Source organism: Streptomyces sp. NPDC055254 (assembly GCF_053606025.1).
The window spans coordinates 288,823-311,344 of the sequence record NZ_JBSGQV010000001.1; the positions used below are offsets into that span (position 1 = coordinate 288,823).

The following is a 22,522-nucleotide window of genomic DNA, read 5'->3' on the forward strand; positions in this document are numbered from 1 at the left end:
CCCACCCCCGGAGCGGTGCGCACGAGGCCCCCGGGACGGCCGGGACGCCGCTGTCACTCACCCGCGCGCGGGGTGGTCGCGGTCGACCCGGCGGAGTCCCGGCGGATGTCGTCCCGGGCCCCGGATGCGGCCGTGCCACTACGTACGAGTAGTTGACCGAGAGCGCGGATTGGGCGCCGCGAGAGTGGGAAGGGCTGACCGGGTACACGTCGTACACGCACGGCGCACCCGCACCCCCCTCTCCCCGCCACCCGAGTGAACGCGGACAGGAGCGGCCATGCCCGCAGCCCAGCCGTCCACTGAGCGGCTAGAAACAGAGCGAACAGAGCGTGCACTACCAGCCGCGATACCGGCTGGCCTGTTGTCACCGAGCCCTGCGAACTGCCCCCAGGTGATCCCATCATGATCGGTCGCATTCCCGTGCTGGACGTCCGCCCCGCCGTCGACTGCGGCGCCAGACCCGCCAAGGCGGTCGTGGACGAGGTCTTCGAGATCTCGGCCACCGTCTTCCGCGAAGGGCACGACGCCGTCGCCGCCCATGTCGTCCTCCGAGATCCGAGCGGGCGGCTGAGGCCCCCCGTGCCGCTGCGCGAGCTGGCCCCCGGTACCGACCGGTGGGGGGCCCGGGTGTCCGCCGACACCGAGGGGAGGTGGACGTACACCGTCGAGGCGTGGAGCGACCCGGTCGCCACGTGGCGGGCCCATGCCGCGGTCAAGATCCCCGCCGGGATCGACACCTGGCTGGTGCTGCTGGAGGGCGCCGAGCTCTACACCCGGGCCGCCGCCCGGATCACCAAGCGCGACGGCCGCGAGGCCGTGCTGGCGGCGGCCCACATCCTGCGGGACGAGGACCGGCCGGTGGCCGAGCGGTACGCGGCCGCCCTCGCCCCCGCCGTGGACGCCGCCCTCGCGCGGCGCCCGTACCGGGAGCTGGTCACCGCGGCGAAGCCGCTGCCGCTGCTGGTCGAGCGCAAGCGGGCCCTCTTCGGTTCCTGGTACGAGATGTTCCCCCGCTCGGAGGGGGCGGTGGTCGAGCCCGGCGAGGTGCCTGCCAGCGGGACCTTCCGCACCGCTGCCGAACGCCTGCCCGCGATCGCCGCCATGGGCTTCGACGTGGTGTACCTGCCGCCCGTCCACCCCATCGGCAGCACCTACCGCAAGGGACCCAACAACACCCTTTCCGCTGGCAGTTGGGACCCGGGCGTGCCGTGGGCGATCGGCTCCACCGAGGGCGGGCACGACGCCGTGCACCCCGACCTCGGCACCATCGAGGACTTCGACGCCTTCGTGGCCCGTGCCCGCGAGCTGCGCCTGGAGATCGCGCTGGACTTCGCGCTCCAGTGCTCCCCCGACCACCCGTGGGTGGAGAAGCACCCGGAGTGGTTCCGCCACCGGGCGGACGGGACGATCGCGTACGCCGAGAACCCGCCGAAGAAGTACCAGGACATCTACCCGGTCCACTTCGACACCGACATGGCCGGCATCGTCGAGGAGACCTGCCGGATCCTGCGGTACTGGATGGACCACGGGGTCCGCATCTTCCGGGTCGACAACCCGCACACCAAGCCCGTCGTCTTCTGGCAGAAGGTGATCGCGGACATCAACAAGTCCGACCCCGACGTGATCTTCCTGGCGGAGGCCTTCACCCGCCCCGCGATGATGCGCGCGCTGGCGGCCGTCGGCTTCCAGCAGTCGTACACGTACTTCACCTGGCGCAACACCAAGGCCGAGCTGACCGAGTACCTGACCGAACTGGCCGACACCCGCTCGGCCTCCGTCATGCGGCCGAATTTCTTCGTCAACACCCCCGACATCCTCCACGAGTACCTCCAGCGGGGCGGCCGCCCGGCGTTCGAGGTGCGGGCGGTGCTCGCCGCGACCCTCTCCCCCACCTGGGGCGTCTACGCCGGTTACGAGCTCTGCGAGAACACTCCGGTGCGGGAGGGCAGCGAGGAGTACCTGAACTCCGAGAAGTACGAGTTCCGGCCACGGGACTGGGCCGCCGCCGACCGCGAGGGCCGCACCATCGCGCCGCTCATCACCAGCCTGAACCGGATCCGCCGGCGCAACCCGGCCCTCCAGCAGTTGCGGGACATCCACTTCCATTCGACCGACAACGAACAGGTGATCGCCTATTCGAAGCACGCCGGAGCCAATTCCGTACTGGTGGTCGTCAACCTCGATCCGCACCACACCCAGGAGGCCACGGTCTCGTTGGACATGCCGGTACTCGGCCTCGACTGGCACGGGTCCCTCGCGGTGCGCGACGAGCTCACCGGCGAGACCTATCACTGGGGCAGGGCGAACTACGTGCGCCTAGAGCCGGGCCGTACGCCCGCGCACGTGCTGGCAGCTCTGCGACCGTCCCCGCCCACCGGAGGGTCACCCACCACATGATGATCAACGACCCCGTCCACGACACCTTCGAGGACACCCCCGCCAAGGACCGCGATCCCGACTGGTTCAAGCGGGCCGTCTTCTACGAGGTCCTCGTCCGCTCCTTCCACGACAGCAACGGCGACGGCGTGGGGGACCTCAGGGGCCTCACCGCCAAGCTGGACTACCTCCAGTGGCTCGGCGTCGACTGCCTCTGGCTGCCGCCCTTCTTCGCCTCACCCCTGCGCGACGGGGGCTACGACGTCTCCGACTACACCTCGGTGCTCCCCGAGTTCGGCGACCTCGCCGACTTCGTGGAGTTCGTGGACGCCGCGCACACCCGCGGCATGCGGGTGATCATCGACTTCGTCATGAACCACACGAGCGACCAGCACGAGTGGTTCCAGCAGTCCCGCAAGGATCCGGACGGACCGTACGGCGACTACTACATGTGGGCCGACAACGACAAGCAGTACCAGGACGCCCGCATCATCTTCGTCGACACCGAGACCTCCAACTGGACGTACGACCCCGTACGCAAGCAGTACTACTGGCACCGCTTCTTCTCGCACCAGCCGGACCTGAACTACGAGAACCCGGCCGTGGTGGAGGAGATCGTCTCGGCGCTGCGCTTCTGGCTGGACCTCGGCATCGACGGCTTCCGCCTCGACGCCGTGCCCTACCTGTACGCGGAGGAGGGCACCAACTGCGAGAACCTGCCGCGCACCCACACCCTCCTCAAGCGGGTCCGTGCGGAGATCGACGCCCACTACCCGGACACCGTGCTGCTCGCCGAGGCCAACCAGTGGCCCGAGGACGTCGTCGACTACTTCGGGGACTACGCCAAGGGCGGGGACGAGTGCCACATGGCGTTCCACTTCCCCGTCATGCCGCGCATCTTCATGGCGGTCCGAAGAGAGTCCCGCTACCCGGTCTCCGAGATCCTGGCCAAGACCCCGGCGATCCCGGACCGCTGCCAGTGGGGCATCTTCCTGCGCAACCACGACGAGCTGACCCTCGAAATGGTCACGGACGAAGAACGCGACTACATGTACGCCGAGTACGCCAAGGACCCGCGGATGCGGGCCAACATCGGCATCCGGCGCCGGCTCGCCCCGCTCCTGGACAACGACCGCAACCAGATCGAGCTGTTCACCGCCCTGCTGCTGTCCCTGCCCGGCTCGCCGATCCTCTACTACGGGGACGAGATCGGCATGGGCGACAACATCTGGCTCGGTGACCGCGACGGCGTCCGCACCCCGATGCAGTGGACCCCGGACCGCAACGCCGGTTTCTCCTCATGCGATCCGGGCAGGCTGAACCTGCCGGTCATCATGGACCCGGTCTACGGGTACCAGGTCAGCAACGTCGAGGCGGCCATGGCGTCGCCCTCCTCGCTGCTGCACTGGACCCGCCGGCTGATCGAGATCCGCAAGGCGAACCCGGCCTTCGGACTCGGCTCGTACACCGAACTGCCCTCGTCCAACCCGGCGGTACTCGCGTTCCTGCGCGAGTTCGGGGACGACCTGGTGCTGTGCGTGCACAACTTCTCGCGCTTCGCGCAGCCCACCGAGCTGGATCTGCGGTCGTTCAACGGGCGGCTCCCGGTGGAGCTCACGGGTGACGTGCGCTTCCCGCCGATCGGCGAATGGCCGTACCTGCTGACCCTGGCGGGACACGGCTTCTACTGGTTCCGGCTGCGCACCGAGCAGCGCGCCGCCGACTAGCGGGTCGGCCGGGTACGGGGCGGGCAGCACGCGAATGGGTCAATCGCCCGCCCTGTACGGATCATCCTGACCCGACACTCGCACTACCGGAGAAGCAACTGCCGCGCATCCGGGACACTCTGCGCATTCTGTGACGGCCCGGGGAAAGGACGCGACGCCATGTCGGAGGCTGCATCCGCCCGGAGCCGGCTGACGGCCGACCCGGTCGCCGGGGTCGGCGCACTCGAACCGATGCTGCGGGCCTGGCTGCCCGCCCAACGCTGGTTCGCGGGCAAGGGCCGGGCCATCAGCAGGCTCGGCACCGTATCGGCGGCCGAACTACTGCCCCCGGGCTCCTCGCCCGGGCTGCTGCACCTGCTCCTCGACGTGGACGGGGACTGCTACCAACTCCTGCTGGGCATCCGGCCGTCACTGCCGCCCGCCCTCGCGCCGGCGCTGATCGGCCACGCCGAGGAGGGCCCTTACGCGGGCCGGGCGGTGTACGAGGCGCTGGGCGATCCCCGGCTCGCGGCCATGCTGCTGGAGCGGCTGCGCTCCCCCGGCGCTCTCGGGCCGCTGCGCTTCGACCGGGATCCGGACGCCTCGGTCCCGGCCGGACTGCTGCCGCGCCCGCTGTCCGGGGAGCAGACGAACTCGTCCCTGATCTACGGAGATTCGTTCATCCTCAAGGTGTTCCGCCGGGTCGGCCCCGGGGTCAACCCGGATCTGGAACTGCCCAGGGCGCTGGCCGCCGCGGGCTGCGCCCGGGTCCCGGCGCCCGTCGCCTGGTACGAGGCGGCGCTGCCCGGCAGCGAACCACTGACGCTGGGCGTCCTCCAGCCCTACCTGCGCGGCTCCGACGACGGCTGGCAGCTCGCGCTGCGCCGGCTCGGCGCCGGGGCCGACTTCACCGCCGAGGCGCACGCGCTGGGCCGGGCCACCGCCGAGGTGCACAGCGCGCTGGCCGGGGCGCTGCCGACCGTCGCGCTGGGCCCGGAGCAGACCGCGCGGCTCGCCGCAGGGATGACGGCGCGCCTCGCCGCCACCGCCCGCGAGGTGGCGGCGCTGCGGCCCTACGAAGCGGGGCTGCGGGGGGCCTTCGACGCACTGGCCGCCTCACGCGGCGCGGGGGTGTCCGCCCAGCGGATCCACGGGGACCTGCACCTGGGCCAGACCCTGCGCACCCTGGACGGCAGCTGGTCGCTGATCGACTTCGAGGGCGAGCCGGCCCGGCCGCTGGCGGACCGGCGCCGGCCGGAGCCGGCGGTCCGCGACATCGCCGGGATACTGCGTTCCTTCGACTACGCCGCCCGCTCGCACCGCCCCTTCGCGCCCGCCTGGGCCGACGACTGCCGGGCCGCCTTCTGCGAGGGCTACGCCCGCACGACGGGCCGGGACCCGCGCGAGGATCCCGTACTGCTGCGCGCGTACGAGACCGACAAGGCGGTGTACGAGGCCCGGTACGAGTTCCGGCACCGCCCCGACTGGCTGCACGTCCCGATGGCAGCGATCCGGCGGCTCGCCGCCGGCGCGGACCGGAGCTTCGGCCGGGCCGCGCCCGGTCCGGCGCCCACCACTCGCCCGGCCCGGTCCCACCGGACGAGCTCCGGACTCGGGACGGGGCTCGGCACCGGGCACGGCCAGGGTCCCGCTCCGGGACCGGGCGCCGGCCCCGGGGCCTCCCCCGGCGAAGGCTTCTCCCCCTCCACCTCCCCCCGTCCCCGCCCGCAGCCGCCTAGGAGGCCGCCCACGTGAGCGCCGCTCGTCAGTCCCCCTCCACCACCGCGTCCTCCCCGGCCCCGGCCCCGGACCCGGACATGGCCACGGCCCCGGCCCCCGCCGCGCCCGCCGCGGCCGTGCGCAGAACCCAGGCACCGCGCGCCCGGACGGCGCCCGCGCACGGGGTCCGGCAGGCGCCGGCGCTGGAGGCCGCTGAACGGGCCCGGCTGCTGGAGGGCCGTCACCACGATCCGCACTCCGTGCTGGGCGCGCACACCGAGCGCGGCGGGGTCGTCCTCCGCGCGCTGCGCCCGTACGCCAAGGCGGTGACCGTCCTCGCCAAGGGGCTGCGGGCCGAGCTCCACGACGACGGCGACGGGCTGTTCACCGGGCTGCTGCCGCTCGCCGAGGTGCCGGACTACCGGCTGCTCGTGACGTACGACGGGGTCGAGACGGAGGTCCACGACCCCTACCGGTTCCTGCCGGCCCTCGGCGAGCTGGACCTGCACCTGATCGGTGAGGGACGCCACGAGCAGCTGTGGAAGGCGCTCGGCTCCGAGCCGATGGAGCACCAGGGCGTGGCCGGCACCCGGTTCACGGTGTGGGCGCCGAACGCCCAGGGGGTCCGCGTCTGCGGGGACTTCTCGTACTGGGACGCGGCCGCGTACCCGATGCGCTCGCTCGGCTCGACCGGTGTGTGGGAGCTGTTCCTGCCGGGTCTGGGCGCGGGCACCCTGTACAAGTACGACATCACGCGGCCCGACGGCAGCCACACGCTGCGCGCCGACCCGATGGCGCGCGCGGCGGAGGTCCCGCCGGCGACGGCCTCGGTGGTCACCGCCTCCTCGTACGTCTGGCAGGACCGCGCCTGGATGGCCGAGCGCGGTGCCCGGCCCCCGCACCAGGCCCCCTTCTCGGTGTACGAGGTGCACCTGGCGTCGTGGCGGCCCGGGCTCTCGTACCGGCAGCTGGCGGAGCAGCTCCCGGCGTACGTGAAGGAGCTGGGCTTCACGCACGTGGAGCTTATGCCGGTGGCCGAGCACCCCTTCGGGGGTTCGTGGGGCTACCAGGTCACCGGCTACTACGCGCCGACCTCGCGGATGGGCGGCGCGGACGACTTCCGCTTCCTCGTGGACGCGCTGCACCTGGCCGGGATCGGGGTGATCGTCGACTGGGTGCCGGCCCACTTCCCGCGCGACGAGTGGGCGCTCGCGGAGTTCGACGGCCGGCCGCTGTACGAGCACCAGGACCCGAGGCGGGCCGCGCACCCGGACTGGGGGACGCTGGAGTTCGACTACGGGCGCAAGGAGGTCCGCAACTTCCTCGTCGCCAACGCCGTGTACTGGTGCGAGGAGTTCCACGTGGACGGGCTGCGCGTGGACGCGGTGGCCTCGATGCTCTACCTCGACTACTCGCGCGCCGAGGGCGAGTGGTCGCCGAACGAGCACGGCGGGCGGGAGAACCCGGACGCGGTGTCGCTGCTCCAGGAGATGAACGCCACCGTGTACCGGCGCTGCCCGGGCGTGGTCACCATCGCGGAGGAGTCCACGGCGTGGAACGGCGTGACCCGGCCGACGGACGCGGGCGGGCTCGGCTTCGGCCTGAAGTGGAACATGGGCTGGATGCACGACACGCTGCGCTACATGTCGAAGGAGCCGGTGCACCGCAAGTACCACCACCACGACATGACCTTCGGGATGATCTACGCCTTCAGTGAGAACTACGTGCTGCCGATCTCGCACGACGAGGTGGTGCACGGCAAGGGTTCGCTGGTGTCGAGGATGCCCGGGGAGGACTGGTGGCAGCGGCGGGCCTCGCACCGGGCCTACCTGGGCTTCATGTGGGCCCATCCCGGCAAGCAGCTCCTCTTCATGGGGCAGGAGTTCGCCCAGGGCGCGGAGTGGTCGGAGGCGCACGGGCCGGACTGGTGGCTGCTGGACCCCTCCTACCCGGCGGCGGCCGACCACCAGGGGGTGCGCCGGCTGGTCGGCGACCTGAACCGCACCTACGCGGCGGCGCCCGCGCTGTGGGAGCGGGACTCCGTTCCGGAGGGCTTCGCCTGGGTGGAGGCGGACGCGGCGGACGACAACGTCTTCGCGTTCCTGCGCTACGCGCAGGACGGCTCGCAGCTGCTGGCGGTGTCGAACTTCTCGCCGGTGGTCCGGCACGGGTACCGGATCGGGGTCCCCGAGGAGGTCCGGCTGTGGCGGGAGGTCCTCAACACCGACCACGAGGTCTACGGCGGCAGCGGGGTGCACCACGCGCAGCCGCTGCGCCCGGAGCCGGTTCCGGCGCAGGGCCGGCCGGCGAGCCTGCGGATGACCCTGCCGCCGCTGGCGACGCTCTGGTTCAGGCCGCAGTAGGAGGACGCGGGGCCCTCGCTACCCGTGTGCGGGGGCCCCTCACGGATCAGGGACCGCGGGGACGGGCGGTTCAGGTGCCACGAGGTGCGTCGGAGGTCTTGCGCGGGCGGGTTTTGGCTGGAACCGTACGAAGTGAAGGGATCTTCCGATGTACCGGTTACCGGACAGTCGCCGAGAATACCGACAAATGGCCCTCATTCCATAGGACTTTCCTACGAGTTATGGGCTTGTTTGTTTGGTCTGTAGGCGGACTGCCCTGGCCACTTCTACGGTGTGCCGTGTGCACTCCAGCCCACCTTTCAATGCCCCCGCCGCGCGTCGTCTCCGCGCGGCCCTGGGCATGGCTCCCGGTCATGTCGCTTATGGCCTCGGCGCCCAGTACGGCCTGCTCGTCACACCCGAGACCGTGATGGCCTGGGAGCGTGGCGAGATATCGCCCTCCTCGGCGGAGCTCACGGCCCTCGCCGGCGTCCTGTGGTGTTCGCCCGGAGAGCTGCTGGCCGAACCGGTCACCCTGCGGGAGCACCGGCTGGCCCGGGGGCTGGCCGCCGACGAGCTCGCCCGGCGCGTCGGGCTGGACGCGAACGCGTACCAGAGGATGGAGGACACCGGGCGCTGGAAGGGCAACGAACGCCAGTCCGCCGCGCTCGCCACCCTGCTGGGCCTGACGCTGTCCCAGTTCGTCACCGCGACGGGCAAGCAGGAGGAGCTCGCGGAGACCCTGCGCAGCGCGGTCACCACCCGCTGGCAGGCGTACGTGAAGCCGCTCTCCAAACTGCTCCCGATTCCCAAGGCGCACCTGGAGCGGGTGCTGGAGCAGCTGCACGGGGAGTACCAGTCGCGGATGGTGGCGACCCTCAGCTGGGGCGGCGGCCAGGGCGAGGCGGGCAGCGGCGACTCGGGACGGGAGTTCCTCGCGGACATCGTGGAACGCTTCTGGAACATCGCCGGCGGTGCGGCGTAGGGCTCGTCCGGGGCGCCGGCCCGTCCCGCGGAGGTGTCCGCGCCGGGAGGGCCCCGGAACGTCCGGCGCCGGAGCGGGGCCGGACGTCCCGGCCGGAAGGGGCCGGGCGGCGTGCCCCGCGGCGGGTCAGAAGACCGACTCGGCCTCGTACATGCGGGTGTCGGGGACGGTCTTGAGCTCGGTGACGGCCGAGGCCAGCGGGGCCATCACGATGTCGGTGCCGCGCAGGGCGGTCATGTTTCCGAAGTCGCCCCGGTGGACGGCCTCGACGGCGTGCCAGCCGAAGCGGGTCGCCAGGACGCGGTCGTACGCGGTGGGGGTGCCGCCGCGCTGGACGTGGCCGAGGATGACCGGGCGGGCCTCGCTGCCCAGGCGCCGCTCCAGCTCGACCGCGAGGCGGTTGCCGATGCCGGCGAAGCGCTCGTGCCCGTACTGGTCGATGGCGCCCTTCTCGTACGGCATGGAGCCCTCGGCCGGGTGAGCACCCTCGGCGACGCAGATGACGGCGAACTTCTTGCCGCGGGCGAACCGTTCCTCGACCATCTTCACCAGGGCGTCCACCTCGAAGGGGCGCTCGGGCAGGCAGATGCCGTGGGCGCCGCCGGCCATGCCGGACTCCAGCGCGATCCAGCCGGCGTGGCGGCCCATGACCTCGACCACCATGACGCGCTGGTGCGACTCGGCGGTGGTCTTCAACCGGTCGATGGCCTCGGTGGCGACCATGACCGCGGTGTCGAAGCCGAAGGTGCGGTCGGTGGAGGAGATGTCGTTGTCGATGGTCTTGGGTACGCCCACGACGGGCATCCCGGCGTCCGACAGCATCCGGGCGGCGGTCAGCGTGCCCTCGCCGCCGATCGGGATGAGGGCGTCGATGCCGTAGCGCCGGGACAGTTCCCGGGCGTTCTCCGCGGCCTCGTGCAGACGGGCGCGCTCCATCCGGGCGGAGCCCAGGATCGTGCCGCCCCGGGCCAGGATTCCGCTGACCGCGTTGATGTCGAGGGGGCGGTAGTTGCCGTCGAGGAGGCCCTTGAAACCGTCCTCGAAACCGATGACCTCGTCCCCGTGGCCGACCAGGGCCCGGTGTACGACCGACCGGATGACAGCGTTGAGGCCCGGGCAGTCGCCGCCTGCGGTGAGAACTCCGATTCGCATCGTGCTGTGTCTCCTGCTCCTGGTCGTACCTGGCCGTACGCGGGCGGGCGGACAGCCGTACATATGAAGGGCGTATTGATGAAGCGTGTCCGATTGTTCCACGCGCCGGGGGTGCGCCGCGCTTTGTGATGCTCATCCGCGCAGGCCGTTGGACCCTCCCGGCAGGACCTTTCTCCGGCGGGCGTCATATCCAGCGTCGGAGGTATTGTCAAGAGGGCAAGCCCGTACCAACCGGGTCAGGAGCAGCACCATCGGCTCGCCGCGCGGCGGGGCGGGGCGGCACCGATATGCACCATTCACCTCATGAGGGACGGAGAGCACGCGTGACGCGCAGCGTGTACGTGACCGGTATCGAACGGGGGGACGGCCGCCAGGTCGTCGAGCTGGGGATCATGGAGCTCCTCACTCGGCAGACGGGCCGGGTCGGCGTCTACCGGCCGCTGCTCCACGACGCGCCCGACCGCCTCTTCGACCTGCTCAAGGCGCGCTACCGGATCGAGCAGGACGCCGCGACGGCCTACGGCATGGAGTACCAGGCGGCCTCGGCCATCCTGGCGGAGAAGGGTACCGACGAGCTGGTCTCCCGGCTCGTCGACCGCTACCACCGGGTGGCCCGCGACTACGACGTCATGCTCGTCCTCGGCACCGACTACGCCGACACCAACCTTCCCGACGAGCTGGCGCTCAACGCCCGCATCGCCAATGAGCTGGGCGCCCTGGTCGTGCCCGTGGTGGGCGGCACGAAGCACCCCGCGGAGGCGGTGCGCGCCGAGGCCCGCAACGCCTACCGCGCGTACGAGAGCCTGGGCTGCCACGTGGCGGCGATGGTGGTCAACCGGGTCGCCGCGGAGGACCGCGACACCATAGCCGAGCGCCTGGGCGCCCGGCTCCCCGTGCCCTGCTACGTCCTGCCCGACGACAAGTCGCTCTCGGCCCCCACCGTCGCCCAGATCACCCGGGCCCTCGGCGGCGAGGTGCTCCTCGGCGACGACGCCGGGCTGGCGCGCGACGCCCTGGACTTCGTCTTCGGCGGCGCCATGCTGCCCAACTTCCTGAACGCGCTGACCCCGGGCTGCCTGGTGGTCACCCCCGGGGACCGCTCGGACCTGGTCATCGGCGCGCTGGCCGCGCACACCTCGGGCACCCCGCCGATCGCCGGGGTGCTGCTGACGCTCAACGAGCGGCCGGGCCGGGACATCCTGACGCTCGCCTCGAAGCTCGCGCCCGGCACGCCGGTGGTGTCGGTGGCCGGCAACAGCTTCCCGACCGCCGCCGAACTCTTCTCGCTCCAGAGCCGGTTGAACTCGGCGACCCCGCGCAAGCTGGAGACCGCCCTGGGCCTCTTCGAGCGGCACGTGGACACCGGCGAGCTGCGCGACCTGCTGTCGGTGGCCCGCTCGGAGCGCGTCACCCCGATGATGTTCGAGCACGAGCTCCTGGAGCGCGCCCGCTCCGAGCGGCGCCGCGTCGTGCTGCCCGAGGGCGCCGAGGAGCGGGTGCTGCGCGCCGCGGACGTGGTGCTGCGCCGGGGGGTGTGCGACCTGACCCTGCTGGGCGAGGAGCCGGCGATCCTGAAGAAGGCCGCCGACCTCGGCGTCGACATCTCGGGCGCGCAGCTCATCGACCCGGCGAAGTCCCCGCTGCGGGAACGCTTCGCCGAGTACTACGCCCGGGCCCGCGCCCACAAGGGGATGACCGTCGAGCTGGCCAACGACGTGGTCACCGACGTCAACTACTTCGGCACCCTGATGGTCCAGGAGGGCTTGGCCGACGGCATGGTCTCGGGCTCGGTGCACTCCACCGCCGCGACCATCCGCCCGGCGTTCGAGATCATCAAGACGAAGCCGGAGGCGTCCATCGTCTCCTCGGTCTTCTTCATGTGCCTGGCCGACCGGGTCCTCGTCTACGGGGACTGCGCGGTCAATCCGGACCCGGACGCGGAGCAGCTCGCCGACATCGCCGTCCAGTCGGCGGCCACCGCCGCCGCCTTCGGTGTCGAGCCGCGGATCGCGATGCTCTCGTACTCGACCGGCACCTCCGGCTCGGGCGCGGACGTGGACAAGGTCCGCAAGGCCACCGAGATCGTCCGGGCGCGGCACCCCGACCTGTTGATCGAGGGTCCGATCCAGTACGACGCCGCCGTGGAGCCCTCGGTCGCCGCGACGAAGCTGCCCGGGTCCGAGGTGGCGGGCCGCGCCACGGTGCTGATCTTCCCCGACCTCAACACGGGCAACAACACCTACAAGGCCGTGCAGCGGTCGGCGGGCGCCGTCGCGGTCGGTCCGGTGCTCCAGGGCCTGCGCAAGCCGGTCAACGACCTCTCGCGCGGTGCCCTCGTCCAGGACATCGTCACCACCGTGGCCATCACCGCGATCCAGGCACAGGGCGCGCCGGCGCCCACCGCCACCGCCTGACCCCTTCCTTCCCCTCCCCTCGCCAGCGCCCGCGACAAGGAAAGACCCACCGTGACCGCATCACGCGTACTCGTCCTCAACTCCGGCTCCTCGTCGGTGAAGTACCAGCTCCTCGACATGGCGGACCGGTCGCGCCTGGCCGCCGGCCTGGTGGAGCGCATCGGCGAGGAGACCTCACGGCTCGTCCACGAGCGTCTCGTCCCGGCGGGCGGCGCGGACGCCCCGGCCGGCCGGCGCGAGCGGCTCGGGCCGATCGCCGATCACCGGGCCGCGCTGGGGGCCGTGGCCGCGGAGCTGGCCGCCGACGGCCTGGGGCTGGACTCGCCCGAACTGGCGGCCGTGGGGCACCGGGTGGTGCACGGCGGGACGAAGTTCACCGAGCCGACCGTGATCGACGACGCGGTGCTCGCCGAGATCCGCGCTCTGGTGCCGCTGGCCCCGTTGCACAACCCGGCGAACGTGACGGGCATCGAGGTGGCGCGCGGGCTGCGCGGGGACATCCCGCAGGTCGCCGTCTTCGACACCGCCTTCCACTCGACGATGCCGGAGTACGCGGCGCGGTACGCGATCGACGCCGCGACGGCCGACCAGTACGCCATCCGGCGGTACGGCTTCCACGGCACGTCCCACGCGTACGTCTCGCGGGCGACGGCGGGGCTGCTCGGCAAGCCGGTCGAGGACGTGAACGTGATCGTGCTGCACCTGGGCAACGGCGCCTCGGCCTCCGCCGTGCGCGGCGGGGTGTGCGTGGAGACCTCGATGGGCCTGACCCCGCTGGAGGGTCTGGTCATGGGCACCCGCTCGGGCGACCTCGATCCGGCGGTCGTCTTCCACCTGGCGCGGGTGGGGGGCCTCTCGGTGGATGAGATCGATTCGCTCCTGAACAAGAAGAGCGGTCTGCTGGGCATGTGCGGCGACAACGACATGCGCGAAGTACTGCGGCGCGCGGGCGAGGGGGACGAAGCGGCGGCGACCGCCTTCGCCGCGTACGTCCACCGCCTCAAGAAGTACATCGGCGCCTACGCTGCGGTCCTGGGCCGGGTGGACGCGGTGGTTTTCACGGCCGGGGTGGGCGAGAACGCCCCCCAGGTCCGGGCCGCCGCGGTCGACGGCCTGGCCGAGCTGGGCCTGGCGCTCGACCCGGAGGCGAACGCGGTGCGCTCCGGCGAGCCGCGGCTGATCTCGCCGGACAGTGCCCGCGTGGCGGTGGCCGTGGTCCCGACGGACGAGGAGCTGGAGATCGCGACGCAGGCCTACGCGCTGGTTACCGGGTAGTCACTTTGGACTTTCCGCCAGACGGAATATTCCGCTACGAAACAAACCGATAGGATCCGCTCCATGCGCCGTTCCAAAATCGTCTGCACGCTGGGCCCCGCCGTCGACTCGTATGAGCAGCTGAAAGCGCTCATCGAGGCAGGTATGAACGTGGCCCGATTCAACTTCAGCCACGGATCCCAGGCAGAACACCAGGAGCGGTACGACCGCGTCCGGAAGGTCTCCGAGGACACCGGGCACGCGGTCGGCGTCCTGGCCGACCTCCAGGGCCCGAAGATCCGCCTCGAAACCTTCGCCGAGGGTCCCGTCGAGCTGGTGCGCGGTGACGAGTTCACCATCACCACCGAGGACGTCCCCGGCGACAAGTCCATCTGCGGCACCACCTACAAGGGCCTTCCGGGAGACGTCTCCAAGGGCGACCAGATCCTGATCAACGACGGCAACGTCGAGCTCCGGGTGACCGAGGTCGCCGGCTCCCGCGTCAAGACCATCGTCATCGAGGGCGGTGTCATCTCGGACCACAAGGGCATCAACCTGCCGGGTGCCGCCGTCAACGTCCCCGCCCTGTCGGAGAAGGACGTCGACGACCTCCGCTTCGCCCTGCGGATGGGCTGCGACATGGTCGCGCTGTCCTTCGTCCGCGACGCCGACGACGTCAAGGACGTCCACAAGGTCATGGACGAGGAGGGCCGCCGGGTCCCCGTCATCGCCAAGGTGGAGAAGCCGCAGGCCGTGGCCAACATGGAGGCCGTCGTCGACGCCTTCGACGCGGTGATGGTCGCGCGCGGCGACCTGGCCGTCGAGTACCCGCTCGAAAAGGTCCCGATGGTCCAGAAGCGGCTCATCGAGATGTGCCGCCGCAACGCCAAGCCCGTGATCGTCGCCACCCAGATGATGGAATCGATGATCACCAACTCGCGTCCGACGCGCGCGGAGGCGTCCGACGTCGCCAACGCGATCCTCGACGGCGCGGACGCGGTCATGCTGTCGGCCGAGTCCTCGGTCGGCGCCTACCCGATCGAGACCGTCAAGACAATGTCGAAGATCGTCATCGCGGCCGAGGAGGAGCTCCTCTCCAAGGGCCTCCAGCCGCTGGTCCCGGGCAAGAAGCCGCGTACCCAGGGCGGCTCCGTCGCCCGCGCCGCCTGTGAGATCGCGGACTTCCTGGACGCCAAGTCGCTGGTCGCCTTCACCCAGTCCGGTGACACCGCCCGCCGGCTGTCGCGCTACCGCGCCTCGCAGCCGATCCTGGCCTTCACCACCGACCAGCACACCCGCAATCAGCTCACGCTGAGCTGGGGCGTCGACTCGTACATCGTCCCGCACGTGAACAACACCGACGCGATGGTCGACCTCGTGGACGCGGAGCTGCTCAAGCTCAAGCGCTACAACCAGGGCGACACCATGATCATCACGGCCGGTTCGCCCCCCGGTGTCCCGGGCACCACCAACATGGTCCGGGTGCACCACCTGGGCGGCGACGCGCGCGCCTGAGGGGACCGCCGGTCGCCCGACCGGCGAAAAGACTCTGCCGCACGGAGACCGAGGGCGGCACCCCGCAGTGCTGCGGGGTGCCGCCCTCGGTGCCGCGACCGCTCCGGCCTACTCCGGCGGGCCGATGTAGTTCTTGAGGCCCGGGACGGTGAGCGTGCCGCCGAACTGGCCGGCCTGGACGACCTTGACGTCCGTGAAGAACGCGAACGGCACGTTCAGCGGCGGCGGGCTGTTCGGGGTGAACTCGATCGGGATCAGACCGAAGAGGTTGCCCTTGAGGCTTTCGGTGTACATCGTCACCGTGCCGCCGCGGATCTTGGACGTGGACCCCGGACGGGACTTCAGGTGGGCGACGTTCCCGCCCTTGCCGACCGTCTGGTACAGGTCCTTGATGTCCAGCGAGTCCGCCGTGAACTTCAGGACCTTCTTGACCTTGCCGCTCCCCGTCTTCACCTCGACGATGCCGTGGTAGTCCAGGCCGTTGAGGGTCAGCCGCGAGCTGTCGAGGTACCAGGGCTCGTCCGGCAGGAGCGGGATCCCCTGCTCCAGTTCGGCGTCGGCCAGGGCCTTGGCATCGTAGGTCGGGCACGGGAAGGGTTCCTTCCCGTCCGCGTCCTTGCCGTCCTCGGCGTCCTTGTCCTCGGCGTCCTTGTCGGTGGCCTCCTTGTCGGTGGCCTCCTTGTCGGTGGCCTCCTTGTCCGCCGCCTTGTCGGACGGGTCCGCCGTGCTGCCGGTCTCGTCCTTCGGGGCCGTCTCGGTGTTCTTGACCTCCTCGGACAGCTCGGACACCTCGGTGCCGACCTGCTTCGCGGCCTCGCGGATCGCCTCCGCGGCCGGGTCCGGGGTCTGCGCGCCGCTCGGGGTGGGCGCGGGCGCCGGGTCGGTCGTGGTCCGCGCGTCCCTCAGGGGCTTGCCGAGTTCGTCCAGGAGCGTCTCGATCTTGGCGCCGACCCCCAGCGGGTCCAGGGGGTTCGGCTTCTCGGCCGCCGGCGGCGTGGTGCTCGGAGCCGTCTGCGGCGCGGGGGGCTTCTCGGTGGGCGCGCCGGCCGTCGGCCCGGTCGCCGTCGGGCTCGTAGTGGGCTTCGGCTTCACGGCTGCCGAAGCGGACGGTGTGGGAGTCGCGCTGGGCGAGGTGCCCGGCGAAGGAGTCTTCGACGGCTTCGGCGACTCCGTCTTCTTGCTGTCCTCCGGGTCGTCGGACCGCGTCACGCACGGTCCCGGCGCGAAGGGAAGGTCCTTCTCGTCGGCCACGGCCAGCTTCGGCGCCATGCCCATTCCGACGAACACGGCCGTCGGCATGGCCGCCAGCGCCATCGTCTTGCCGACGGGTATCTGGAGCTTGTTCAGCAGCGACTTCCTGGGTGCCGCGTGCCGCGGCCCCTTGCTCTCACGGGACTCTGCGCCTGGGGCCACGCCCCGCTGCGTCTCGTCACCCCGCACTGTTCCTCCCGCCATCGGCGTGGGCAGTCGTCTCGCTCGTGTGTGCCGTTTCCGTCTCGCGCGGTCCCGGGATGCCCTGGGTCCCCGCCATCGCCTCTGCCTTGGTCGGACCGCCCGGCTGCTGGTGCGCCTCGTGCGCGGAGAGCGCCCGCTCGTCGGCCGGCTCCTCGTCGGCCGCCTGCCCGGGAGCCCACGACAGCGCGAGCGCGCCGCCGAGGAGGGCGGGTACGAAGCCCAGCCCGAAGCCGCCGAGATTGGACACCGGAAGCGACACCAGGGCCAGCAGGATCGAGGCGACCCCGGCGAAGACGCGGATGGCCTGCTGGAACCAGAGGGCCAGACCCAGCGTGATCAGCAGGACGCCGATGATCAGCGCGCCGGCGCCACCCGTGGTGGCCATGGCGAGACTGAGGTTCCCCAGCCGGAGGTCCGCGTACGGGAAGTACGCGATCGGGAAGCCGCCGACAAACGTGAACAGCCCCGCCCAGAAGGGGCGGCGCCCGCGCCAGGCACGGAAGTGGTAATACACCACGGTGAGCCAGGCGTCGTCTTCTGCGCGAACGTAAACCGGGGCCTGGGGGTTCATGGACAACAGCTCCCTGGAAACGGTGGTACGGAGAACTCTGTGGAGCCCGGAGGGGCGGTCGGCGACGGCTCGCGCCACCGACCGCCCCTCCGGTCACTCACCGGGACGGATTACTTGGCGTCCTGGTAGCACGGCTGGTCGCCGCTGAGCAGGCGCAGCTTCAGGTCGGGCAGCTTGAACGTGCCCGCCGTCGTCGCCCACGCCTTCTGCCGGACGTTGGTCAGGATCGCCTTGTCCGCGCGCTGCGAGAACGCGTACGGGCTGGCGACCGTACCGGCCTGCGGCTTGGTCTTGTGGCTCGGGTCACCGACCGCGATACCGATGTCCAGGTTCTTGAACTCGGCGTCGGTGTCGAGCTCGGCAACATCGAGGTAGATGTTGTCGGCGACGGCCGGCTTGCCCTTGTGACCGGTCCTCAGCTGCAGGGTGATGTTGCCCAGCGGCGTGGGAGTGACCAGCGACTGGCACATGTTGGTGATTTCCGCGTGACTGAACCCGGAGATGGTGACCGGGTGGTGCTGCGGCTTGCCCTTGAGGTCGTGCCCCTCGGCGATACCGCCGTACTGAATGAGGTTGTCACCGTCGAGCTTGTCGGCCGAGACCTTGAAGTCCTGGCCGGAGACGCTGAAGGACGCCGCGAGAGCGCCCTGCGCCAGACCCACACCGACCGCGGCGGTGGCCGCGATGCTCGGCACCATGACGAGCGCGAAGCGCTTCCATCTGGTCCCGCCACGAATCTGAGAATTCATTTCGTTCCTCCTTCTCGGACGTACATCTCCGGTCCGGGCCGTGCCCGTCCTGGGATGGGAGAAGTGCTACGTCCTCGGGAAGGAGCGCAGGCGGCCGGGCCGCGGCTGTGCCACGTCCGATACACCGGCGATCACCCCCGAGCGACAACCACTGGGCCACGCGTTCGCGCAACCTGGAGGACAGGCCCCACCGGTGCGGCGGAGACCCCCCTGTCCCACGGCCGGTGCCACTGCCACAGGCCGGCTCGGTGGGGACCCTTCACCGCGGCTCCGGATGAGCGGCTCTGCGGGAAGGACCGAGCGTCGCCGATCGTGGTCCATTCCCGGCCGGGGCACAAGGGGGTTCGTTACTGGCGGGTAACGGCCAGATAACCGGGGTACGACCCCCTGCCGTCGGGTAGCAACACACGGTGTCACCCATGGCCACGACGAAACGGGGGAAGACCGAACACTCCGGACAGTTCACGGGGTTCGGCTTACTACGAGTAACAGCGGCCGCGATTGCCAAGTTTTGGCAAAGCGCGGCCGCTGTTTGTCTCCGTGTCAACACAACACCGACGGACGCCGGTGCGCTGGGAACCTTTCTCCGGTACGGACCCTAGAAAAGCACCCGCGCGAGTGCCGTACGGGCCGCCGCCACCCGCGGATCGTCCGCGCCGATGACCTCGAAGAGCTCCAGCAGCCGCAGTCGTACGGCATTGCGCTCGTCACCCGCAGTCACCCGGACGGTGTCCACCAAGCGCCCGAAGGCGTCCTCCACGTGACCGCCGACCAGGTCCAGATCGGCCGCGGCGATCTGCGCCGCCGGGTCGCGCGGGTTCTCGGCCGCGGCGGTGCGCACCGCCTGCGGATCCATGTCCCGCACCCGGGTCAGGAGCTCCGCCTGGGCGAGGCCCAGCTTGGCCTCGGTGTTGGCGGGGTCGTCCACCAGTACGTTCCGGTACGCCCGCGCGGCGCCGGCCAGGTCACCCGCGTCCAGCGCGACGACGGCCGCCTCCAGCAGCGCGTCGTGGGGGCCGGCCGGGACCTCGGCCCCGGCAGCCGCGTCCGGCGCCTCGGCGTTCGGGTCCACCTCCAGGCCGATCAACCCGAAGCGCTCCTCGGCGACCTGGACCAGCTCGGCGAGGGTGGCGCGGATCTGCTGCTCGGGGACCACGCCCTGGAACAGCGGCAGCGCCTGACCGGCGACGACGGCGAAGACGGCCGGGATCCCCTGGATGCCGAACTGCTGCATCAGCGTCTTGTTGGCGTCGACATCGATCTTGGCCAGGACCAGCCGGCCGTTGGCCTCGACGACCAGGCGCTCCAGCAGCGGGCTGAGCTGCTTGCACGGCTCGCACCACTCGGCCCAGAAGTCCAGGACGACCGGGACCTCGGCGGAGAGCTGGAGCACGTCACGTTCGAAGCCGGCCTCGTCTACGTCGAAGACGAGCGCGGACGGCGGCACGGCGCCTGCGGCGGGGGCGCCGCCCTGCTCGGCCTGTCGTGCCGATGCGGCGCGGGCCTGCTCGGCCTTGGCCTTGGCTTCGCCGGCCGCCTTCACAGCGGCGAGGTCGACGACGCCGCTCATGGACATGTTTCTGGGCTGCATGCGTACATCCTCCCCCGAGTGCGCGCGCCGACGAAAAAGATCGCGTGAATTGCGTGCTGCCGCGACCGGTGATGCGGGCGGCGCCGGGTCCCCACCTGGCGCCTGTAGCCTTTCGCGTGGTTGTCGCTCTTACGCTACGAGCCGTAGCGTAACTCCTCCGAGCCCCGCGGCGCTCCGTGATCTGAACCACACCGCCGGGGAACAGGGCCGCTGGGCTACCGGCGGGTATGGTCTCGGCCATGCGCAACCCCAGCCCAGGCAGCGGCCCCCCGCCCGGCCGCACCGGCCGCCCCCGCAGCGCCGCCGCGGACGCCGCCATCCTCGCGGCGACGCGGGACGCGCTGGTCGAACTGGGCTGGTCGAAGCTGACGATGGGCGACGTGTCGGCGCGGGCCGGGGTCGCCAAGACCACCCTCTACCGGCGCTGGGCCGGCAAGAGCGAACTGGTCGTGGACGCGGTGGCGGAGCTCTTCGACTCCCTCGAACTGCCGGACCGGGGCTCCCTCGAAGCCGACATCGAGTACGTGGTGCTGCGCTTCGCGGAGCTGCTGCGGCGACCGGAAGCCCGTACGGCCCTGATGGCGGTGGTCGCGGAATCGACCCGGGACGAGGCGCTGCGCGACCGGATCCGGTCCGCCATCGTGGACCGGCAGAAACGTCTCGTCGTACTGGGTCGCGAACGCGCGCAGGCCCGCGGCGAACTTCCGTACGAGGACGAGTCCGTCGCGGACCACACCACGGACCTGATCTTCGACGTGATCGCGGGCACGGTGGTGCACCGCGCCCTGGTGAGCTCGGAGCCGGTGGACGAATTCTGGGTGGCCACCTTCACGGCCCTGCTGATGCACGGCCTGCGGGGCGGCGCGGCGGCCGCCTGAGGAAAGCGGAAGGGCCGACCCGGGCGCCGCGTACGGACACCCCGGCCGGCCCTCGCCCCTCGGCTCAGAAACCGGGCGGCTCGGTATAGGTGCCCCACTCGTCGCGCAGCACGTTGCAGATCTCGCCCATCGTGGCCTCGGCCCGGGCCGCGTCCAGCATGGCCGGAATCATGTTCGACCCGTCCCGCGCCGCCGCCAGCATCGCCCCCAGGGCCGTCTGCACCGCGGCGTCGTCGCGGCGGCCCTTGCGCGCGGCCAGCTCCTCGACCTGGACGCGCTCCACCTCGTGGCTGACCCGCAGGATCTCCAGGTCCCCGGTGACCGAGCCGTGGTGGACGTTGACACCGACGACCCGCTTGTCCCCCTTCTCCAGGGACCGCTGGTACTGGAAGGCCGACTCGGCGATCTCGCCGGTGAACCAGCCGTCCTCGATGCCCCGCAGGATGCCGGAGGTGATCGGACCGATGGGGTGTCGCCCGTCGGGGTGGGCGCGCAGGCCGCGCTCCTTGATCTGGTCGAAGATCTTCTCGGCGTCCGCCTCGATGCGGTCGGTGAGCTGCTCGACGAACCAGGAACCGCCCAGCGGGTCGGCCACGTTGGCGACGCCGGTCTCCTCCATCAGCACCTGCTGCGTGCGCAGCGCGATCTCGGCGGCCTGCTCGCTCGGCAGGGCGAGGGTCTCGTCGAGGGCGTTGGTGTGCAGGGAGTTCGTACCGCCGAGAACGGCCGCGAGGGCTTCCACGGCGGTGCGCACGACGTTGTTGTACGGCTGCTGCGCGGTGAGCGAGACCCCGGCGGTCTGGGTGTGGAAGCGCAGCCACATCGACTTCTCGCTCTTGGCCCCGTAGACCTCCTTCATCCAGCGGGCCCAGATCCGGCGGGCGGCGCGGAACTTGGCGATCTCCTCGAAGAAGTCGAGGTGCGCATCGAAGAAGAAGGAGAGGCCGGGAGCGAAGACGTCCACGTCCATGCCCCGCGAGAGGCCGAGCTCCACGTAGCCGAACCCGTCGGCGAGGGTGTAGGCGAGCTCCTGCGCGGCCGTCGCTCCGGCCTCGCGGATGTGGTAGCCGGAGACTGACAGCGGCTTGTACGCCGGGATGCCCTTCGCGCAGTACTCCATGAGGTCGCCGATGAGGCGCAGGTGCGGCTCGGGCTCGAAGAGCCACTCCTTCTGGGCGATGTACTCCTTGAAGATGTCGGTCTGGAGCGTGCCGTTGAGCACGGCGGGGTCCACGCCCTGCCGCTCGGCGGCGACCAGGTACATGCAGAAGGCCGGTACGGCGGGGCCCGAGATCGTCATCGACGTGGTGACGTCGCCGAGCGGGATGTCCTTGAACAGGATCTCCATGTCGGCGGCGGAGTCGATGGCGACCCCGCAGTGCCCGACCTCACCGAGGGAGCGGGGGTCGTCGGAGTCCCGTCCCATCAGGGTCGGCATGTCGAAGGCGACGGAGAGCCCGCCGCCGCCGGCGGCCAGGATCATCTTGTAGCGCTCGTTGGTCTGCTCGGCGTTCCCGAAGCCGGCGAACTGCCGGATGGTCCAGGTACGCCCCCGGTACCCGGTGGCGTACAGGCCCCGGGTGTAGGGGTACTCCCCCGGCCACCCGATGCGCTCGAAGCCCTCGTACGCGTCCCCGGGCCGCGGCCCGTAGACCGGATCGACGGCATCGCCGGAGAGCGTGGTGAAATCGGCCTCGCGCTTGCGGGCCTTGTCGTAACGGGCCTGCCAGCGGCGGCGGCCCTCCTCGATGGCGTCAGCGTCCATACCCATGAATTTACTAGGACGTCCTAGTAAATGTCGATGGGCAACCCCGG

Annotated in this window: 15 protein-coding genes; 9 read left to right on the plus strand and 6 right to left on the minus strand. The window is 71.1% G+C overall.

Features of this window, described 5'->3' with window-relative positions:
• Positions 1-402 precede the first annotated feature (402 nt).
• The 5 genes from ACWFQ8_RS01230 to ACWFQ8_RS01250 all read left to right on the plus strand — a co-directional run bounded on the left by ACWFQ8_RS01230 (position 403) and on the right by ACWFQ8_RS01250 (position 9,128).
• Complete coding sequence (locus tag ACWFQ8_RS01230) at positions 403-2,397, plus strand: maltotransferase domain-containing protein (protein WP_453784105.1); 1,995 nt, start codon at positions 403-405, stop codon at positions 2,395-2,397.
• The gene (treS, locus tag ACWFQ8_RS01235) at positions 2,394-4,103 is read left to right on the plus strand and encodes a maltose alpha-D-glucosyltransferase (RefSeq protein ID WP_453784106.1); all 1,710 of its coding nucleotides are present in this window, start codon (positions 2,394-2,396) and stop codon (positions 4,101-4,103) included. The genes ACWFQ8_RS01230 and treS overlap by 4 nt, the downstream gene beginning before the upstream one ends.
• Before the next feature lie 159 nt (positions 4,104-4,262).
• Entirely contained in the window at positions 4,263-5,837 is a 1,575-nt protein-coding gene (locus ACWFQ8_RS01240) for a maltokinase N-terminal cap-like domain-containing protein (protein ID WP_453784107.1), read from the plus strand.
• Positions 5,834-8,164, plus strand: a complete 2,331-nt coding sequence (gene glgB, locus ACWFQ8_RS01245) for a 1,4-alpha-glucan branching enzyme (protein WP_453784108.1) — start codon at positions 5,834-5,836, stop codon at positions 8,162-8,164. The genes ACWFQ8_RS01240 and glgB overlap by 4 nt, the downstream gene beginning before the upstream one ends.
• 280 nt (positions 8,165-8,444) lie before the next feature.
• On the plus strand, positions 8,445-9,128 hold the full coding sequence (locus ACWFQ8_RS01250; protein ID WP_453784109.1) for a helix-turn-helix domain-containing protein: 684 nt from the start codon (positions 8,445-8,447) through the stop codon (positions 9,126-9,128).
• Between the two features lie 126 nt (positions 9,129-9,254).
• Here the strand turns inward: ACWFQ8_RS01250 and ACWFQ8_RS01255 are convergent, their stop codons facing one another.
• Positions 9,255-10,280: an ATP-dependent 6-phosphofructokinase gene (locus ACWFQ8_RS01255; protein ID WP_453784110.1), complete on the minus strand. Its 1,026-nt coding sequence runs from the start codon at positions 10,278-10,280 to the stop codon at positions 9,255-9,257.
• 323 nt (positions 10,281-10,603) lie between these two features.
• Here ACWFQ8_RS01255 and pta point away from each other — a divergent pair, with 323 nt between their 5' ends.
• The 3 genes from pta to pyk all read left to right on the plus strand — a co-directional run bounded on the left by pta (position 10,604) and on the right by pyk (position 15,463).
• Positions 10,604-12,694: a phosphate acetyltransferase gene (gene pta, locus ACWFQ8_RS01260; RefSeq protein ID WP_453784111.1), complete on the plus strand. Its 2,091-nt coding sequence runs from the start codon at positions 10,604-10,606 to the stop codon at positions 12,692-12,694.
• A gap of 51 nt (positions 12,695-12,745) precedes the next feature.
• Positions 12,746-13,969 carry an acetate kinase gene (locus ACWFQ8_RS01265; RefSeq protein WP_453784112.1) on the plus strand — a complete coding sequence of 408 codons (1,224 nt, stop codon included), beginning with the start codon at positions 12,746-12,748 and terminating at the stop codon, positions 13,967-13,969.
• A gap of 63 nt (positions 13,970-14,032) precedes the next feature.
• Entirely contained in the window at positions 14,033-15,463 is a 1,431-nt protein-coding gene (gene pyk, locus ACWFQ8_RS01270; RefSeq protein WP_453784113.1) for a pyruvate kinase, read from the plus strand.
• A 108-nt stretch (positions 15,464-15,571) separates the two neighbouring features.
• On the opposite strand, the gene ACWFQ8_RS01275 is transcribed toward pyk, so the two are convergent.
• The 4 genes from ACWFQ8_RS01275 to ACWFQ8_RS01290 form a co-directional block, all read right to left on the minus strand.
• A complete protein-coding gene (locus tag ACWFQ8_RS01275; RefSeq protein ID WP_453784114.1) occupies positions 15,572-16,903 on the minus strand; it encodes a hypothetical protein in 1,332 nt (443 codons plus the stop codon).
• The gene (locus ACWFQ8_RS01280; protein ID WP_453784115.1) at positions 16,893-17,489 is read right to left on the minus strand and encodes a DUF6114 domain-containing protein; all 597 of its coding nucleotides are present in this window, start codon (positions 17,487-17,489) and stop codon (positions 16,893-16,895) included. Before ACWFQ8_RS01280 ends, ACWFQ8_RS01275 begins: the two co-directional genes overlap by 11 nt.
• Before the next feature lie 110 nt (positions 17,490-17,599).
• A complete protein-coding gene (locus ACWFQ8_RS01285; protein ID WP_453784116.1) occupies positions 17,600-18,238 on the minus strand; it encodes a DUF6230 family protein in 639 nt (212 codons plus the stop codon).
• A 598-nt stretch (positions 18,239-18,836) separates the two neighbouring features.
• Positions 18,837-19,829, minus strand: coding sequence for a tetratricopeptide repeat protein (locus ACWFQ8_RS01290; protein ID WP_453784117.1), 993 nt, complete (start codon positions 19,827-19,829; stop codon positions 18,837-18,839).
• 239 nt (positions 19,830-20,068) lie between these two features.
• On the opposite strand from ACWFQ8_RS01290, the gene ACWFQ8_RS01295 reads away from it, so the two are divergent.
• Complete coding sequence (locus ACWFQ8_RS01295; RefSeq protein ID WP_453784118.1) at positions 20,069-20,707, plus strand: TetR/AcrR family transcriptional regulator; 639 nt, start codon at positions 20,069-20,071, stop codon at positions 20,705-20,707.
• A gap of 64 nt (positions 20,708-20,771) precedes the next feature.
• Here ACWFQ8_RS01295 and ACWFQ8_RS01300 read toward each other — a convergent pair whose 3' ends face one another.
• A complete protein-coding gene (locus ACWFQ8_RS01300) occupies positions 20,772-22,472 on the minus strand; it encodes an acyl-CoA mutase large subunit family protein (RefSeq protein WP_453784119.1) in 1,701 nt (566 codons plus the stop codon).
• Positions 22,473-22,522 lie beyond the last annotated feature (50 nt).

Bases quoted from the DNA above. Each gene is read 5' to 3' on its own strand.
- ACWFQ8_RS01255 (WP_453784110.1), bottom strand. From the start codon at position 10,280: ATGCGAATCGGAGTTCTCACCGCAGGCGGCGACTGCCCGGGCCTCAAC.
- treS (WP_453784106.1), top strand. From the start codon at position 2,394: ATGATGATCAACGACCCCGTCCACGACACCTTCGAGGACACCCCCGCC.
- ACWFQ8_RS01300 (WP_453784119.1), bottom strand. From the start codon at position 22,472: ATGGACGCTGACGCCATCGAGGAGGGCCGCCGCCGCTGGCAGGCCCGT.
- ACWFQ8_RS01280 (WP_453784115.1), bottom strand. From the start codon at position 17,489: ATGAACCCCCAGGCCCCGGTTTACGTTCGCGCAGAAGACGACGCCTGG.
- ACWFQ8_RS01295 (WP_453784118.1), top strand. From the start codon at position 20,069: ATGCGCAACCCCAGCCCAGGCAGCGGCCCCCCGCCCGGCCGCACCGGC.
- ACWFQ8_RS01240 (WP_453784107.1), top strand. From the start codon at position 4,263: ATGTCGGAGGCTGCATCCGCCCGGAGCCGGCTGACGGCCGACCCGGTC.
- ACWFQ8_RS01230 (WP_453784105.1), top strand. From the start codon at position 403: ATGATCGGTCGCATTCCCGTGCTGGACGTCCGCCCCGCCGTCGACTGC.
- ACWFQ8_RS01290 (WP_453784117.1), bottom strand. From the start codon at position 19,829: ATGCAGCCCAGAAACATGTCCATGAGCGGCGTCGTCGACCTCGCCGCT.
- pyk (WP_453784113.1), top strand. From the start codon at position 14,033: ATGCGCCGTTCCAAAATCGTCTGCACGCTGGGCCCCGCCGTCGACTCG.
- ACWFQ8_RS01285 (WP_453784116.1), bottom strand. From the start codon at position 18,238: ATGAATTCTCAGATTCGTGGCGGGACCAGATGGAAGCGCTTCGCGCTC.